Raw genomic sequence first — 16599 nt, 5'->3', positions numbered from 1 at the left:
ACGACACGCTTTTCGCATCCATTTTCTCAGAAAGTGAATCTCTCGGAATCGTAAGCACTTGCCAGTGAATCAACTCTCTGATTCTCTGCTCGAAAGCGTTTCCTGATTTGAGTCGTTCGACGCGTTTTCAGCGTTTTCCGTCTGGGGGGCAACCTGCCGGGAGACTCTGACTCAATGTTGCGGAAAATCTGGTTTTGGTCCGCCGTGAGAGAGGGGATGCCGGGGAATGAAAAACAAGCATGTGGCCGTCCTGCTGGGTGGTTTTTCGTCCGAGCGGCCCGTGTCTCTATCGTCGGGAAAGGCTTGTGCCGATGAACTCGAGAAGGAAGGCTACCAGGTCACCCGTGTCGATGTCGGGCGCGATGTCGGCTCCGTGCTTGCCGAGCTCAAGCCCGATGTCGCCTTCAATGCGCTGCACGGCCCTTTTGGCGAGGACGGCACCATTCAGGGCATCCTTGAATATCTCGGCATTCCCTACACCCATTCCGGCGTGCTCGCCTCGGCTCTGGCCATGAACAAGGAGCAGGCCAAGCGGGTTGCCAAGTCGGTCGGCATCGTGGTCGCCGAATCGAAGGTCGCCAGCCGCTTCGCCATCCAGAGCAAGCATCCGATGAAGCCGCCCTATGTGGTCAAGCCGGTCAATGAGGGTTCGAGCTTCGGTGTCGTCATCGTGCATGAGGGCCAGTCGCATCCGCCGCAGGTGATCGGCTCGTCCGAGTGGAAATATGGCGATACCGTCATGGTTGAGCGCTACATCCACGGCAGGGAGCTGACCTGCGCGGTGATGGGCGATGTGGCGCTGGGGGTCTGCGAGATCATCCCGACCGGCCATTCCTTCTATGACTATGATTCAAAATATGTCGCCGGGGGATCAAAGCACGAATGCCCCGCAAAAGTTTCACCGAATATTTACCAAAAAATACAAACACTGGCGCTCAAGGCTCACCAAGCGATCGGCTGTCGCGGCGTTTCCCGTTCGGACTTCCGTTATGACGATCGTCATTCCGAAAACGGCGAGATTGTCTGGCTCGAGGTCAACACCCAGCCGGGTATGACGCCGACGTCCTTGGTGCCTGAAATCGCCGCCCAGGCTGGGCACTCGTTTGGCGATTTGTTGAGTTGGATGGTGGAGGACGCTTCGTGTCTGCGTTGAAATGGAGACAAGGTTGGGAGAGGGGCGCGGCGGGGCCGGCGCTGTTCGGCCTGCCATTGTCGTCGGGCCATTTCGTGCTGCCGCGCATGCTGCGCCGCCCGGTGCGCATTCTGGCGCGCCTGGGCGTCGGGGAATTCCAGGTGCCGCGCTTTTCCGCGGCCATGATGTCGGCCGTGCTGATTTTATCGAGCAGCGCCTATGGTGCCTATCTCGGCGGTCATGTCGAGGGTATCGTGCAGAGCATCACCGCCCGTACCGGCTTTGCCGTCGATCAGGTCAAGGTGGTCGGCAATCGCCAGACCTCGGAAATCGACATACTCGACAGGCTTGAACTCGACGGTTGGACGTCGCTGATCGGCTTTAATGCCGAGGCCGCGCGGGAACGAATTGCGACATTGCCGTGGATCGAGGTCGCGGCCGTCCGCAAGGTCTACCCGCATACTCTGGAAGTGCGCGTCGAGGAGCGTGAGGCTTTCGCGCTCTGGCAACAGGGTGACGCGCTTTCGGTCATCGAGCGGAATGGCGCCATGATCGCGCCGTTCTCGGGCGGCAAGCAGGCGCTCCTGCCGCTGCTGATCGGCACCGGCGCGCCGGCGAGCGCGCCCGATTTCCTGGCCAAGGTCGAGAAATATCCCGAGCTCGCGAGCCGGATCAAAGGTTATATCCGTGTTGGCGAACGGCGCTGGGACCTGAAGCTGGACAACGGCATCACCATCAAGCTTCCCGAGGATGACGAGGAACAGGCGCTCGCCGAACTCGTCAAGATGGATCATGACAATGGCTTGCTGTCGCGCGACATCGCCGCCGTCGACATGCGCCTGACGGACCGGCTGGTCGTGCAGTTGACGGCGGAAGCGGCGACGCAGCGCGAAGCCGCCCTCAACGAGAAACCCAAGAGCCTGAAGCGGAAGCCGGAGACGAAGATATGAGCTGGCTTGGCGGTCCTGGCGATGCCGCGTCGCGCCGGTCCGGCACCCTGACGGTGCTGGATGTCGGTTCGAGCAAGGTCTGCTGCATGGTGGCCAAGCTGAAGCCATGCGATGACGGCAAGCTGCTGCGCGGCCGCTCGCACCGGATCCAGGTGATCGGCATCGGCCATCAGAAGTCGCAAGGCGTGAAGTCGGGTGTCGTGGTTGACCTCGATAGGGCGGAACATGCCATCCGCCTTTCCGTCGACGCGGCCGAGCGCATGGCCGGGCTGACGGTCGATTCTCTCATCGTCAACATGACCGCCGGCCGGCTGAAGAGCGAAGCCTTCTCCGCCACCATCAATCTTGGCGGCCACGAGGCCGACGAGGCCGACATCAAGCGCGTTCTCGGTGCTGGCGCCAAGCAGGCGCTGAAGGCCGAGCGCGAGGTGATCCATTCGCTTCCCGTCGGTTTCTCGCTGGATGCCGAACGCGGCGTGCGCGATCCGCGCGGCATGGTCGGCGACGCCCTCGGCGTCGACATGCATGTGCTGACCGGCGACGCCGCGCCGATGCGCAATCTGGAGCTTTCCATCAACCGTTCGCATCTGTCGGTCGAGCGCATGGTGGCGACGCCCTATGCCAGCGGCCTGGCGGCCCTGGTCGACGACGAGCTGGAAATGGGCGCGGCCTGCATCGACATGGGCGGCGGCACGACGACGATCTCGGTGTTTTCGGAAGGCAGGTTCGTCCATGGCGACGCCATCGCCATTGGCGGCAACCATGTCACGCTGGACATGGCTAAGGGGCTGTCGACCTCGCTCGATGCCGCCGAACGGCTGAAGGTGATGCATGGCTCGGCACTGCCGGGCAGCGCCGACGACCGCGACCTGGTCTCGATCCAGCCGATCGGCGACGACGGTGACGTGCCCTTGCAGATCCCGCGCTCGGTGATGACGCGCATCGTGCGCGCCCGCATCGACGAGACGCTCGAACTGCTGCGCGACCGGCTGAACAAGTCCGGCTATGGCAATGCAGTGGGCAAGCGTGTGGTTCTTACCGGCGGTGCCAGCCAGCTTGCCGGCCTGCCGGAGGCGGCGCGCCGCATCCTGGGACGCAATGTGCGCATCGGCCGCCCGCTCGGCGTGGCCGGCCTGCCGGAAGCGGCGAAGGGGCCGGCCTTCTCGGCTGCGGTGGGGCTTCTGATCTATCCGCAGATGGCGAGCTTCGAGAGCCATCCGGCGAAAGGAATTTCCGGTCTCAAAATGACCGGAACGGGCGGAAAACTGCATCGCATGAGTCAGTGGTTGAGAGACAGTTTCTAAAATTGACGGGGACAGCCCCATAGGCGGCCGCGGCGGCGAAGCGGCGTGAAAGGCAAAGGACGGAGACAATGACCATCAATCTGCAAAAGCCGGACATCACCGAGCTTAAGCCGCGCATCACCGTGTTCGGTGTCGGCGGCGGCGGCGGCAATGCCGTCAACAACATGATCACCGCCGGTCTGCGCGGTGTCGAGTTCGTGGTGGCCAACACCGACGCGCAGGCGCTGACCATGTCGAAGGCCGGCCGCCTGATCCAGCTCGGCGCGCACGTCACCGAAGGCCTTGGCGCCGGCTCGCAGCCGGAAGTCGGCCGTGCGGCGGCGGAAGAGTGCATCGATGAAATCCTCGATCACCTGACCAACACCCATATGTGCTTCGTCACCGCCGGCATGGGCGGCGGCACCGGTACGGGTGCTGCTCCGGTCGTCGCCCGCGCAGCGCGCGAAAAGGGCATCCTCACCGTCGGCGTCGTCACCAAGCCGTTCCACTTCGAAGGCCAGCGCCGCATGAAGACGGCCGATTTCGGCATCGAGGAATTGCAGAAATGCGTCGATACGCTGATCGTCATCCCCAACCAGAACCTGTTCCGGCTGGCCAATGACAAGACCACCTTCGCCGATGCCTTCGCCATGGCCGACCAGGTGCTCTATTCCGGTGTCGCCTGCATCACCGACCTGATGGTCAAGGAAGGCCTGATCAATCTCGACTTCGCCGACGTCCGTTCCGTCATGCGCGAGATGGGCAAGGCGATGATGGGCACCGGCGAGGCTTCCGGCGAGGGCCGCGCGATGGCCGCCGCCGAAGCGGCGATCGCCAACCCGCTGCTCGACGAGACCTCGATGAAGGGCGCCAAGGGCCTGCTGATCTCGATCACCGGCGGCCGCGACCTGACGCTGTTCGAAGTCGACGAAGCGGCGACCCGTATCCGCGAGGAAGTCGACCAGGACGCCAACATCATCCTGGGTGCCACTTTCGACGAGGAACTCGAAGGCGTCATCCGCGTCTCGGTGGTTGCCACCGGCATCGACAAGTCGGCGGCTGAAATCGCCGCCGCGCCGATCTCGATCCGCACGGCGCCTCCGAAGCCGGCCAGCCGCCCGGCGGCTCAGATCGCGGAGGTTCGTCCGGCGCCTGTCCAGCAGGCGGCATACGAGCCACGTGCCCTTGACCCGGTCGCGGAAGCCATCCATCTGGCCGAAGCCAATGCCGCGGCCATGGCGCAGGCGCGCCCGGCCCCGGTCGCCCACGCTGAAGATTTCCGCCCGCAGAGCAAGATCTTCCAGGCACCGCCCGCCCAGCCGATGCCGCAGCCGGTGGTCCAGCAGATGCAGCCGGCCCCGCAGCCGCGCGAGATGCTGCAGCGCGAGGCGCCGCAGCCGGTTGCCATGGCGCCGCAGCGCATGCCGCGCGTCGAGGACTTTCCGCCGGTCGTCAAGGCCGAGGTGGATGCCAAGAGCCGCCCGGTCGACCACGAGAACAACAGCGGACCGATGGGCCTGCTGAAGCGCCTGACCAATGGCCTGACCCGCCGCGAGGAAGAACCCGCACGGCTGCAGCCAGCGCAGCCGCGCGAGCCCAAGCTGCGCCAGGCCGCGCCCGAAGTGCGCCGTCTTGCCAGCCAGGATGCGCAGCTCTATGCGCCGCGCCGCGGCCAGCTCGACGATCAGGGCCGCCTGACGCCGCAGGTGAGGACGACTCAGGAAGACGATCAGCTGGAGATTCCGGCGTTCCTGCGCCGCCAGGCCAACTGATTGGTAAACGGACTGTAACATTTGTTAACAGGCAAGCGAGGAATCGCTTGCCTGTTAATGTTTTAAATGATGTGATTTCAACGACTTACCAAGTCGCACTCATTCCATTTCGCGGTTACACAGAGTAAGAAACCGTGATTTGGAGTCTCCCTGACGGGACATTATCTTCGCTGCCTACCATCATCGGTTTGCCGGGATTTCGGGGGAAGTCACCCTGCCAGCCGATTCACACAAGAGCCGCGCCCTCGGGCTGGAGAAGCGGACCTAGGCATTACGGGCTTATGGGGATTGTCTTGCACGACTATCAGACGACATTGAAGACGCGCGCGTCGCTTACCGGCACCGGCGTCCACAGCGGCAAGGAAGTGTCCATCAGCTTCGTGCCCGCGGATGCCGACACCGGCATCGTTTTCCAGCTTTTCAACGGTGCGGAGCAGGGCCGCGAGTTTCGTGCCCTGGTTTCGGAAGTCGGCGCTACCGACCTGTGCACCATGCTTGGTGATCCCGCCGGCGAGCATATCGCCACGGTCGAGCACATCATGGCGGCGCTGTTTGGGCTCGGCATCGATAATGTCGCTGTCGAGATCGATGGTTCCGAGGTTCCTATCTTCGATGGCAGCGCCATGGCGTTCGTCGAAGCCATCGATCAGGCGGGTATCGAGACGCTCTCGGTCAAGCGGCGCTATATCAGGGTCATCAAGCCGGTCCGCATCGAGAACGGCGCCTCGTGGGCGGAGTTTCGGCCCTATGACGGGACCCGTTTCGAGATCGAGATCGACTTCGAAAGCCCGGCGATCGGTCGTCAGCTGTTTGCCTCCGACCTCAATGCCGATATTTTCCGTCGTGACATCGCGCGCGCCCGCACCTTCGGCTTCATGAAGGATGTCGAGCGGCTGTGGGCCGCAGGCTACGCGCTCGGTTCCTCGCTGGAGAACTCGCTGGTCATCGGCGACGACAACCGCGTCATCAATATGGGCGGCCTGCGCTACCCTAACGAATTCGTGCGACATAAGACGCTGGACGCCATGGGCGACCTGGCGCTGGCCGGCGCCCGCTTCATCGGCTGCTTCCGCTCCTATCGCGGCGGCCACAGGATGAATGCCGCGGCCCTGCGCCGCCTGCTGTCGGACCGCACGGCGTTCGAGATCGTCGAGACGACGCGCCGTGAGCGTGGCCGCAGCGCCGAGATGAACGCCGTCAATGCGCCACTCTACGCACCCTGGATGATCTGATTTCCCAGGGTTTTTTCGGGTTCCATGGGTGATAGCGAATGTTGCAGGAATGCACCACCCGCCAGTGAAATTGCATTGATGTCCAAGTGGCGTCCGGCCGCCACAAAAATGCGCGATTGGCCGGAGATAGCGTTGCCGGGCAAGGCGGTTATGGTTTATGGCTGCTGCCGTCGATTAATGCATGTCGTTCAAAAGTGGGGACCAGTTTTGAAACAATGGCATGCAACTGGCATTGAAATAGCGCCGAAAGGGCGAGATCCAATCATGTTCTTCAAGCGAGTTGGTCAATTGAAAGCACCGCAGAGGGCTGTTTTCCTGGTGCTTTCAGTAGTTGTTCCATCGCTCTTTCTGTCGGCCTGCATGTCGTCGGAGAAAGATATCGACCTGTCGACCTATGTCGAGCAGACCGAGCCGGCCGATGTTCTCTATAATCAGGGCCTTGCCAATCTCAATGCCGGGCGCCTGCAGGAGGCGAGCCGCAAGTTCGACGCAGTCGACCGCCAGCATCCCTATTCGGAATGGGCCCGCAAATCGATGGTTATGGGCGCTTTCGCCGACTATCGCCAGGGCAATTACGATGAGGCGATCGGCTCGGCCAAGCGCTATCTCACGCTTTACCCGTCGACCGATGACGCCGCCTATGCGCAGTACATCATCGGCTTGAGCTACTACCGTCAGATCAAGGACGTGACGCAGGACCAGAAGGAAGCGCGTCAGACCGTCCAGACGATGCAGGATCTGGTCACGCGCTGGCCAACATCGGAATATGTCGACGACGCCAAGGAAAAGATCCGCTTTGCCAACGACCAGTTGGCCGGCAAGGAAATGCAGATCGGCCGCTACTATCTTGAGCGGCGTGAATACATCGCTGCCGTGAAGCGCTTCCGCACCGTGGTCGAGAACTATTCCAACACCCGCCATGTCGAGGAGGCGCTCGCCCGCTTGACCGAAAGCTATTACGCGATGGGTCTGACCTCGGAGGCACAAACCGCCGCCGCCGTGCTCGGCACCAACTACCCCGACAGCCCATGGTACAAGGATTCCTACAAGCTCTTGCAGAGCAATGGGCTTGCACCGCGCGAGAATGCCGGGTCGTGGATATCCAAAGCCGGGAAGATGATCACCGGCGCCTGACGTATGAGCATCGACTGAAGCGCCACAGCGCTTTTCGGATTGATCCGGTGCTCAAACAAAAAGATAGTGCGGCGCTGCGACTGCAAATGGTCGCGTGCCGTTCTAGATTCGGGTTCTGATGCTTTCCAGACTGTCGATCCGCGATATCGTCCTGATCGAGAAGCTGGATATCGACTTCCAGCCGGGCCTTTCGGTGCTGACCGGCGAAACCGGTGCCGGCAAATCCATCCTGCTCGATGCCCTGTCGCTGGCGCTCGGAGCGCGCGGCGACGCGTCGCTGGTGCGCCATGGCGCGGCACAGGGCCAGGTCATCGCCGTCTTCGACGTGCCGCGCAATCATCCGGCCCGTACGCTGCTTGCCGACAATGCGATCGAGGATGATGGCGACATCATCCTGCGCCGCCTGCAGACGGCGGACGGCCGCACCCGTGTTTTCGTCAACGATCAACCTTCAAGCGTCACCCTGATGCGCGATGTCGGGCGCGCGCTGGTCGAGATCCACGGCCAGCATGACGAGCGCGCGCTGGTCGATCCCGGAGCACACCGCGAGGTGCTCGACGCTTTCGGGGGCCATCTCGGCGCCGTCCGCTCGACCGGCGAGGCATGGCGGCACTGGCGCGCCTGCGAGCAGGAGCTGTCGCGCCACCGCGCCAAGGTGGCGGCGGCCGCGCGCGAGGCCGACTATCTGCGCGCGGCGGTGGCGGAATTGACCAAGCTCGATCCGCAGCCGGGCGAGGAGACCGACCTTGCCGAATTGCGCGCGTCTATGATGCGGGCCGAAAAGATCGCTTCCGAAATCCATGACGCGCAGGATGTGCTGTCGGGCCCATCTTCGCCCCTGCCGCAACTGGCCAGCCTGTTGCGGCGGCTGCAGCGCAAGGTGACGGAGGCGCCCGGCCTGCTCGACGATGTCGTCAAATCGCTCGACGAGGCGATGCTGTCGCTCGACGCGGCGCAATCGGGCGTCGAGGCAGCATTGCGCGCCACCGAATATGATCCGCAGCGGCTGGAGAAAGCGGAGGAGCGGCTGTTTTCGCTGCGCGCCGCCTCGCGCAAGCACAGCGTCGCCGTCGACGATCTGGCGCAGCTGCGCGACACGATGTCGGCCGATCTCGCCGATCTCGATGCCGGCGAGGAGCGCCTGCGAGGGCTGGAAAAGCAGGCCACCGCTGCGCGCGAGACCTACGACATTGCCGCCGCGCAGCTGTCCTCGCTGCGTCATGCGGCGGCGGTAGGCCTGACCAAGGCCGTGATGGCCGAACTGCCGGCCCTGAAGCTCGAACGCGCCGCCTTTATCGTGGAAATGAAGAGCGAGGCCGAGAGCCGTATGGAAGAGGGGATCGACCAGATCGAATTCTGGGTGCGCACCAATCCAGGCACGCGGCCCGGGCCGATGATGAAAGTGGCCTCTGGCGGCGAGCTTTCGCGCTTCCTTCTGGCGCTGAAGGTGGCGCTGGCCGACCGCGGTTCGGCGCCGACGCTGGTGTTCGATGAAATCGACACCGGTGTGGGCGGCGCTGTCGCCGACGCCATCGGCCAGCGGCTGGCGCGACTGTCGAAGCGCGTCCAGGTGCTGTCGGTGACGCATGCGCCACAGGTGGCAGCACGCGCGGCGACGCATTTCCTGATCTCCAAATCCGGCACCACCGACCGTGTCGCCACCGGCATCGCCGAGATGGACCGGCCGGCGCGGCAGGAAGAGATCGCTCGCATGCTGGCCGGCGCCACCATCACCGATGAAGCGCGCGCGGCCGCCGAACGGTTGCTGCGCGAGAACACCACAGCTGCATAAGAACAGCTGATGTCAGGGATCGAGTCAGGATATGGCTCCATCCTGCTGTTCAGGAATGATTTTCCTAAAATCCTGATCTATTGTGTAGCGCCACCGTTCGGGGAAGAAAGCATGTCCGAAAAACCAGTTGATGCCCTGACCGAAAGCGAGGCCGAAGCCGAGCTGAAGCGGCTGGCGGAAGAGATCGCCGAGCACGACCGGCGCTACCATACCGAAGATGCGCCTGTTATCACCGATGCGGAGTATGATGCGCTGGCACGGCGCAACCTTGCCATCGAGGAGCGCTTTCCGGCGCTGGTGCGCGAGGATTCGCCATCGCTCAGGGTCGGAGCCGCTCCGGCGGAAGGCTTTACCAAGGTGCGCCATGCCGTGCCGATGCTCAGCCTTGCCAAGGCCTATACCGACGATGACGTCACGGATTTCATCGAACGCGGGCGGCGGTTCTTCGATCGCGACAAGGAGCTCGACATCGCCTTCACAGCCGAACCGAAGATCGACGGGCTGTCGGCTTCGCTGCGTTACGAAAACGGTGTGTTCGTGCAGGGCGCGACGCGTGGCAACGGCTCCGTTGGCGAAGACATCACCGCCAATTTGAAGACGATCGCCGATATTCCAGCGAAGCTGAAAGGCTCGGGCTGGCCCGAAATCATCGAGATCCGCGGTGAGGTCTACATGACCTATGCGGAATTCGAGGCGCTGAAGCAGCGATCGGCTGCGGCCGGCGGCCAGGACTACGTCAATCCGCGCAATACGGCGGCCGGATCGCTGCGCCAGAAGGATCCATCCGTCACCGCCAGCCGCAACCTCAAATTCTTCGCCTATGCCTGGGGTTACACGACGGCTGATCCCGCTCCGACCCAATATGATTCGGTGCAGAAATTCGCCGAGTGGGGGTTCAAGATCAGTCCGCTGATGGTGCGGGCGAAATCGGCCGAGGAGCTGATCGCGCATTATCATCGGATCGAGGAGCAGCGCTCGGCGCTCGGCTACGATATCGACGGCGTCGTCTACAAGGTCGACCAGCTGGAGTTGCAGCGCCGCTGGGGTTTCGTCACCGGCGAACCGCGCTGGGCGGTCGCGCATAAATTCCCGGCCGAACAGGCGATGACGACCGTGCAGAAGATCGACATCCAGGTCGGCCGTACCGGTACGCTGGCGCCGGTTGCGCGGCTGGCGCCGGTCACAGTCGGCGGCGTCGTGGTCGAGAACGTCACGCTGCACAATGAGGACTACATCAAGGGCCTGGACTCGACCGGCGAGCCGATCCGCGACGGCATCGATGTGCGCATCGGCGATACGGTCGTGATCCAGCGGGCAGGCGATGTCATTCCGCAGATCGTCAGCGTCGTCATCGACAAGCGGCCTGCTGATGCGGTGCCTTACGAGTTCCCTCACACTTGCCCGATCTGCGGCTCGCCGGCGACGCGCGAGATCAACGAAAAGACCGGCAAGGAAGATTCCCGCCGGCGCTGCACCGGCGAACTGATCTGCCCGGCGCAGGCGGTGGAAGGATTGCGCCACTTCGTGTCACGCGGCGCCCTGGACATCGAAGGCCTCGGCGCGGAGAACATAGACACGTTCTTCAATGCGGGATTGATCAAGACCGCCGCCGATATCTTCACGCTCAGGGATCGCCGTCCGGCCGTCACCAGGGCGCTGGCCGAACGCCGCGAGGAGCAGGCGAGGCAGCGCGAGGCCGCATCGGGCAAGACGCGCAAGAATGTGCGCAGCGTCGAGGATCGCAACTATGAGGGCCTCGACAAGCTGTTCGCCGCCATCGACTCGCGCCGCGAGCCGGAGCTCGACCGTTTCATCTTCGCGCTCGGCATCCGGCATATCGGCGAAACGACGGCCGCCGTGCTTGCCCGCACCTTCTCGACCATCGAGGAGATGATCCGGGTCGGCAAGGAGACAGCGGCAGCGGAGGATCCACACACGGTTTTCCCCTCGGTCAACGGCATCGGCGATACCGTGATCGATGCGTTGCGCGACTTCTTCGGCAATGAGCGCAATGACGACGTGCTTGACGCGTTGCTCCGCCAAGTCAAGCCGAAGCCGTATATCGTCAACGTCTCGGCCGACAGCGAGGTCGCCGGCAAGACGGTCGTGTTCACGGGCTCGCTGGAGAAGATGACACGCTCCGAAGCCAAGGCGATGGCGGAGCGCCTGGGCGCCAAGGTCGCGGGCTCGGTTTCGGCAAAGACGGATCTGGTGGTCGCCGGGCCGGGTGCCGGCTCCAAGCTCAAGCTTGCCAGCGAACTCGGCATCGAGGTGATCGACGAGGATGGCTGGCTGGTACGGATCGGCAAGGCGTGATGGAAGGCGCATTCAAGGGTTTCGGCCCGAAAGCCATTCCGTTCCTGAAGGCGCTGGATTTCCACCAGAGCCGAGAGTGGTTTTTAGAAAACCGCGACCTGTTCGAAAAGGAGCTGCGTGATCCGCTCAGTGATCTGGTCGACACGCTGACCGAGCGTTTCGCGGAGGCCGGACTCGGCCTGCGCGGCGATCGCAAGAAGTCGCTGTTCCGGATCAATCGCGACGTGCGCTTCGCCAAAGACAAGCGGCCCTACAACAGGCATTTGTCGGCAATCCTGTCGCCCGACGGCACCAAGATGGAGCAGGGTGTGTTCTACGTGCATATCGGGCTTGAGCGCTGTTTTGCCGACATTGCCTGGTGGCAGCCGGAGCCGGCGCTGCTGCTGGCGATGCGCAAAGCCATCGCGACCAAGCCGGACAATTTTCGCGGCCTGGTGGCGGCGTTGAAGAAGAACCGGCTTGAACTCGAGACCGAAGGCCGTATGAAGCGTACGCCAGGCGGCTTCGAGGAAATCAGCGATCCCGATCTGGTCGCCGCCATCCGCCACCGGCATTTCTATGTCCAGCATGTCATCGATCCGGCCGGAATCCATACGGCTGATCTGGTCGACGAACTCGTCGATTTCACCTTGCGCGCCAAGCCGCTGCTCGACTGGGGCAGGGCGATCGAGGGCAAGGGTTCGCTTGACTAGCCTCCGGCTCCGGTAACCCGACGATCATTTCCGCTGATCGTTTGGCTCAAGCGAATTCGTGTGACAAGGCAGGCAGCGCTTCCTACATCAGGCCCTGATCAAGGAGAGGCCATGTCGGCGCAAGCAATTTCCGAGAGCGGCGATAAAAGCGATTTCTGGCAGGGCGTGCGGCTGTCGATGCCTGTCGTGGTGGCGTCGGCGCCGTTTGCGGTGCTGTTCGGTGCGCTAGCCGTCGACAATGGTTTCTCGGTCCTGGAAGCCTTCCTGATGAGCGCGCTGGTCTATGGCGGCGCCAGCCAGATGGTCGGCATCCAGCTGTTCGGCCAGCATGTGGCGCCGTGGCTGATCGTGCTGTCGATCTTCGCCGTCAATTTCCGCCACGTGCTCTATTCCGCCGGCATCGGCCGGCGCATCGCGCACTGGCCTGTCATCCAGCAGGCACTTGGTTATTTCATCCTCACCGATCCGCAATTCGCGGTGGCCGAAGCGCGGGCGCAATCGGGCCAGACGGTCGGCTTTGCCTGGTATCTGGGGCTTGGCTTGCCGGTCTATCTGTTCTGGATCGTCGAAAGCGCGCTTGGCGCACTGTTCGGCAAGCTGATCCCCGACACGCATGCGCTCGGCATCGATTTCCTGCTGCCGATCTATTTCCTCGGTCTCGTGCTGGGCTTCCGCAAGCGGCCGCTGTGGCTGCCGGTGGTCATCGCCAGCGCCGCCGCCTCGATCATCGCCTATAAGACCGTGGGCTCGCCCTGGCATGTCTCGATCGGCGCTGTTGCCGGTGTGCTGCTGGCGGTCATCCTGCCTCCCCATCACAGCGGCGTAAAGGCGCGGCCATGAGCACGACCTTCTGGATCATCATCGCCGGCGCAATCGCGACCTATCTGACGCGCATCGGCGGGCATCTGGTCATCTCCCGCTTCGAAACCATCCATCCGCGCGTCGAGGCTGGTCTCAACGCCGTGCCGGCGGCGGTGCTGACGACGCTGGTGGCGCCGGAACTGTTGAATGCCGGGCCGGCGGAGTGGGCAGCACTGGTGGTAACGGCTGTGGTTTCGCTGCGCGGTGGGCTGATGTCCATGTTCTTGGCGGGTGCGGCGGTGCTGATCATCGCCCGGCAGTTCGCCGGCTGACTTTTTGACTTAGTCAGTCCACGTATGCTCACTGACGCAGCGCCGATACACGTAGTGATCGAGGCAATAATTCCTGTCAGGCGCTCCTTGAAAATCGAAGCAATCCACACCGCGCTCAGCCGAATTGCCTCCGATCTCTCCTGATGGGCGCGACGCACAAGGTTGGTGTAAAGGGCGTCGCGCTGCACCGCAGTCAATGCGCCAAGATCGATCGGCCAGCGGCCGAGAGGTTCAGGTGACATTTCCATCTCCCGTGGTTGACGCCCGAATCGGCGTCGATAACAGGCGATTTACGCGCCGTTTATCATCAGATAAAATGAATTATTAAGATCATTTTATTCTCCGGGAGAGATATATGGATTTGGCCGACCTTCGCATCTTTCGCATGGTGGTGCGCGAGGGCGGTATCACCAAGGCGGCGGAAAAGCTGTTTCGCGTGCAGTCCAACGTGACCACTCGCATCCGGCAGCTTGAAGAGGATCTGGGCGTGCGGCTGTTTATCCGCGAAGGCAAGCGGCTGCAGGTGTCGGCCGCCGGCCGAAGGTTGGTTGTCTATGCGGACCGGTTGCTGGCGCTTGCCGAGGAAGCGCGAACGGCGGTCCTCGATCCGCGCCCACGCGGTAAGCTGCGACTTGGCGCTATGGAGAGCACCGCCGCAGCGCGGCTTCCAGGCCTGCTCGCCGAGTACCACGCACGCTATCCCGAGGTGGAGATCCAACTGCGCACCGGCAACCCGCAGGTTCTCGCGGCCGCCATGTTCGCCGGCGAACTCGACGCTGCGCTCGCGGCCGAGCCGCTCGCAGACGCTCCATTCGAGAAGCAGGCTGCATTTCGTGAGGAATTGGTCATTGTCTCGGCGGCATCGCGTGGTTCGATTGAGGACCGCAGCGACATGCCCAAAACCATGATAGCCTTCGAGCATGGCTGTCCACATCGCAGGCGGCTGGAAGAATGGTATGCTCGCCGAGGCTTCATGGCCGAGCAAATCGTCGAGCTCGGTTCATATCATGCGATGCTCGGTTGCGTGGCGGCTGGCATGGGCATAGCGCTGATGCCCAAAAGCGTGCTCAAGGGCTTCCCTGAAAGTGGCAGGCTGCAGGTGCATGAACTGCCTTCGGACGAGGACAATGCCCTGACGGTATTGTTTTGGCGCAAGGGAGCCGGCTCTCCCAACGTCCAGGCTTTGCGGGAGCTGCTTGCGGAGCAAGGCTCCCCAATACCAAGCAAGGTTGCCGCCGCGACTACTGCTTGAGATCGTGCGGCAATGGCGCGGTGGCCTTTCCTAGCCAGGCTAGCGTCTCGCCGTCGAGCATCGGCCCGATCTCGGCCAACACGCGGGCATGGTATGTGTCGAGCCAATGCAGCTCGTCGCGCGTCAGGAGATCGGTGCGCACCAGGCGGGTATCGATCGGCGCCAGCGTCAATGTCTCGAAGCCGTGCATGGCGATATCGCCGCCCTCGACCTCTTCCGCCGGCGTCACCAGGATGAGGTTCTCGATGCGGATGCCGTAGGCGCCTTCCTTGTAGTAGCCGGGCTCGTTGGACAGCATCATGCCTTCGAGCAGCTTTTCGGTGCCGGTGCGGGCAATGCGCTGCGGCCCTTCATGCACGGCCAGATACGAGCCGACGCCATGGCCGGTGCCGTGGGCGAAGTCGCAACCGTGCTTCCACAGCGCCATGCGGGCGACGGCATCGATTTCCGAACCGCGCGTGCCGGCGGGGAAGCGCAGCGTCGAAATACCGATCATGCCTTTCAGCACCAGCGTGAAGCGTTCGCGCATTTCCTCGGTCGGCTGGCCGATCGGCACGGTGCGGGTGATGTCGGTGGTGCCGTCCTGATACTGCGCGCCGGAATCGAGCAGGAACAGCTCGCCGGCCTGCAGCTTGCGGCTGGTGGCGCGCGACACGCGATAATGCATGATGGCGCCATTCGGGCCGGCGCCCGAAATGGTGTCGAAGGAGACGTCGCGCAGCGGCATCTGGGTTTCCTCACCCGTTTGCCGGCGCGACTCCTCCAGCCTGGTGACGACTGATATCTCGTCGAGCGAGCCGGGTTTTTGCCGCTCCAGCCAGCACAGCAATTTCGCCACAGCCGCGCCATCGCGGCGATGCGCGGCACGCGAGCCGTTGATCTCGGCCTGATTCTTGGTGGCGCGCGGGATGCGGGCAGGGTCGACTGCGGCGATCACGGTGCCGCCATTCTCTTCGACCAGCATGCGCAGCCTGTCGGCCGCCAGCACCGGGTCGAGTGCGATTTTCGCGCCACTCTTGGCGAGCGCCACGATTGCCGCTTCGAATTCGCCGGGCTCATGCGGCTCGGCGAGCTGGGTGAGATAGGCCGCGACCTGGCGCGAGAATTTGCGCTTATCCATGAAAAGCTGGTGCGACCCATCGGCGGCGAGGATGGCGAAGCCGAGCGCCAGGGGCGTGTGCGGCACGTCACCGCCACGGATGTTGAAGGCCCAGGCGATAGAGGAGGGGTCGGTCAGCACCGCATGGGTTGCGCCGTCCTTGGCGATCGCCGTCGCCAGCCGCGCCAGCTTGTCCTTGGCGAGCTCGCCGGCAAAGCCGATCGGGTGGAGCTCGACGGAGGCGACCGGCGCGTCGGGCTGATCCTTCCAGATGATGTCGATCGGGTTCTTGTCGAGCGGCACCAGCACAGCGCCCGACTTGTCGGCCGAGGCCTGCAGCGCCTTGATCTCGCTGATCGTGTGCAGCCATGGGTCGAAGCCGAGCCGCGCGCCCTTGCCAAGATTGTCTTTCAGCCAGACCGCCGGCGGATTGTCGACCAGGCTTTCGATCGAAAAGACATCGAGATCGACCTCGCTGCGCACCTGCAGCGTGTAGCGCCCGTCGACAAAGACGAAGGCGCGGTCGCGCAGGACGATGGCGACGCCGGCCGAGCCGCTGAAGCCGGTCAGCCATTTCAGCCGTGCCGAACGGTCGGCGACATATTCGCCTTGGTGCTCGTCTGCGCGCGGCACGATGAAACCGTCCAGCCCATTGTCCGCCAGCCATTGGCGTAGCGGTGCCACGCGTGGCTTGCCGACGGCCGGGTCGCCCGCGGAATCGAAAGTCTGGAACATGGTGGGCCTCCCTCAAGTCGGCGCGACCGTAGCGCATGGGCCTGAAAATCGGAATGGATTTTCGGAAGGGTTCGTGT

The 16599-nt window shown here is 63.3% G+C and carries 13 protein-coding genes; 12 read left to right on the top strand and 1 reads right to left on the bottom strand.

Annotated features, from left to right (window positions below; genetic code table 11):
• Positions 1–226: 226 nt before the first annotated feature.
• From AC0L24_RS18530 to AC0L24_RS18475, 12 genes are all read left to right on the top strand, one after another.
• Positions 227–1153 (top strand): D-alanine--D-alanine ligase, encoded by a 927-nt coding sequence (locus AC0L24_RS18530; protein ID WP_127328876.1) that lies wholly within the window; start codon positions 227–229, stop codon positions 1151–1153.
• The gene (locus tag AC0L24_RS18525) at positions 1141–2082 is read left to right on the top strand and encodes a cell division protein FtsQ/DivIB (protein WP_127809994.1); all 942 of its coding nucleotides are present in this window, start codon (positions 1141–1143) and stop codon (positions 2080–2082) included. Before AC0L24_RS18530 ends, AC0L24_RS18525 begins: the two co-directional genes overlap by 13 nt.
• Positions 2079–3386: a cell division protein FtsA gene (gene ftsA, locus AC0L24_RS18520; RefSeq protein ID WP_127328878.1), complete on the top strand. Its 1308-nt coding sequence runs from the start codon at positions 2079–2081 to the stop codon at positions 3384–3386. Before AC0L24_RS18525 ends, ftsA begins: the two co-directional genes overlap by 4 nt.
• A 68-nt stretch (positions 3387–3454) precedes the next feature.
• Complete coding sequence (gene ftsZ, locus AC0L24_RS18515) at positions 3455–5137, top strand: cell division protein FtsZ (protein ID WP_127809995.1); 1683 nt, start codon at positions 3455–3457, stop codon at positions 5135–5137.
• A gap of 281 nt (positions 5138–5418) precedes the next feature.
• Complete coding sequence (lpxC, locus tag AC0L24_RS18510; protein ID WP_023813134.1) at positions 5419–6369, top strand: UDP-3-O-acyl-N-acetylglucosamine deacetylase; 951 nt, start codon at positions 5419–5421, stop codon at positions 6367–6369.
• Positions 6370–6633: 264 nt separating this feature from the next.
• On the top strand, positions 6634–7503 hold the full coding sequence (locus AC0L24_RS18505) for an outer membrane protein assembly factor BamD (RefSeq protein WP_127809996.1): 870 nt from the start codon (positions 6634–6636) through the stop codon (positions 7501–7503).
• A gap of 118 nt (positions 7504–7621) precedes the next feature.
• The gene (recN, locus tag AC0L24_RS18500; RefSeq protein ID WP_127809997.1) at positions 7622–9295 is read left to right on the top strand and encodes a DNA repair protein RecN; all 1674 of its coding nucleotides are present in this window, start codon (positions 7622–7624) and stop codon (positions 9293–9295) included.
• Between the two features lie 111 nt (positions 9296–9406).
• Entirely contained in the window at positions 9407–11611 is a 2205-nt protein-coding gene (ligA, locus tag AC0L24_RS18495) for an NAD-dependent DNA ligase LigA (RefSeq protein WP_473564036.1), read from the top strand.
• Positions 11611–12303 carry a DUF2461 domain-containing protein gene (locus AC0L24_RS18490; protein WP_292680350.1) on the top strand — a complete coding sequence of 231 codons (693 nt, stop codon included), beginning with the start codon at positions 11611–11613 and terminating at the stop codon, positions 12301–12303. The genes ligA and AC0L24_RS18490 overlap by 1 nt, the downstream gene beginning before the upstream one ends.
• Positions 12304–12414: 111 nt before the next feature.
• Positions 12415–13143, top strand: a complete 729-nt coding sequence (locus AC0L24_RS18485; RefSeq protein WP_127396440.1) for an AzlC family ABC transporter permease — start codon at positions 12415–12417, stop codon at positions 13141–13143.
• Positions 13140–13436, top strand: a complete 297-nt coding sequence (locus tag AC0L24_RS18480) for an AzlD family protein (RefSeq protein WP_473564035.1) — start codon at positions 13140–13142, stop codon at positions 13434–13436. Before AC0L24_RS18485 ends, AC0L24_RS18480 begins: the two co-directional genes overlap by 4 nt.
• Before the next feature lie 355 nt (positions 13437–13791).
• A complete protein-coding gene (locus AC0L24_RS18475; protein WP_473564034.1) occupies positions 13792–14688 on the top strand; it encodes a LysR substrate-binding domain-containing protein in 897 nt (298 codons plus the stop codon).
• On the opposite strand, the gene AC0L24_RS18470 is transcribed toward AC0L24_RS18475, so the two are convergent.
• Positions 14678–16522 carry an aminopeptidase P family protein gene (locus tag AC0L24_RS18470; protein ID WP_473564033.1) on the bottom strand — a complete coding sequence of 615 codons (1845 nt, stop codon included), beginning with the start codon at positions 16520–16522 and terminating at the stop codon, positions 14678–14680. The two genes, AC0L24_RS18475 and AC0L24_RS18470, sit on opposite strands and share 11 nt — an antisense overlap.
• Positions 16523–16599: the final 77 nt, after the last annotated feature.

The organism is Mesorhizobium sp. WSM4809 (genome assembly GCF_055811655.1).
This window is presented reverse-complemented; position numbering and strand designations above follow the sequence as displayed.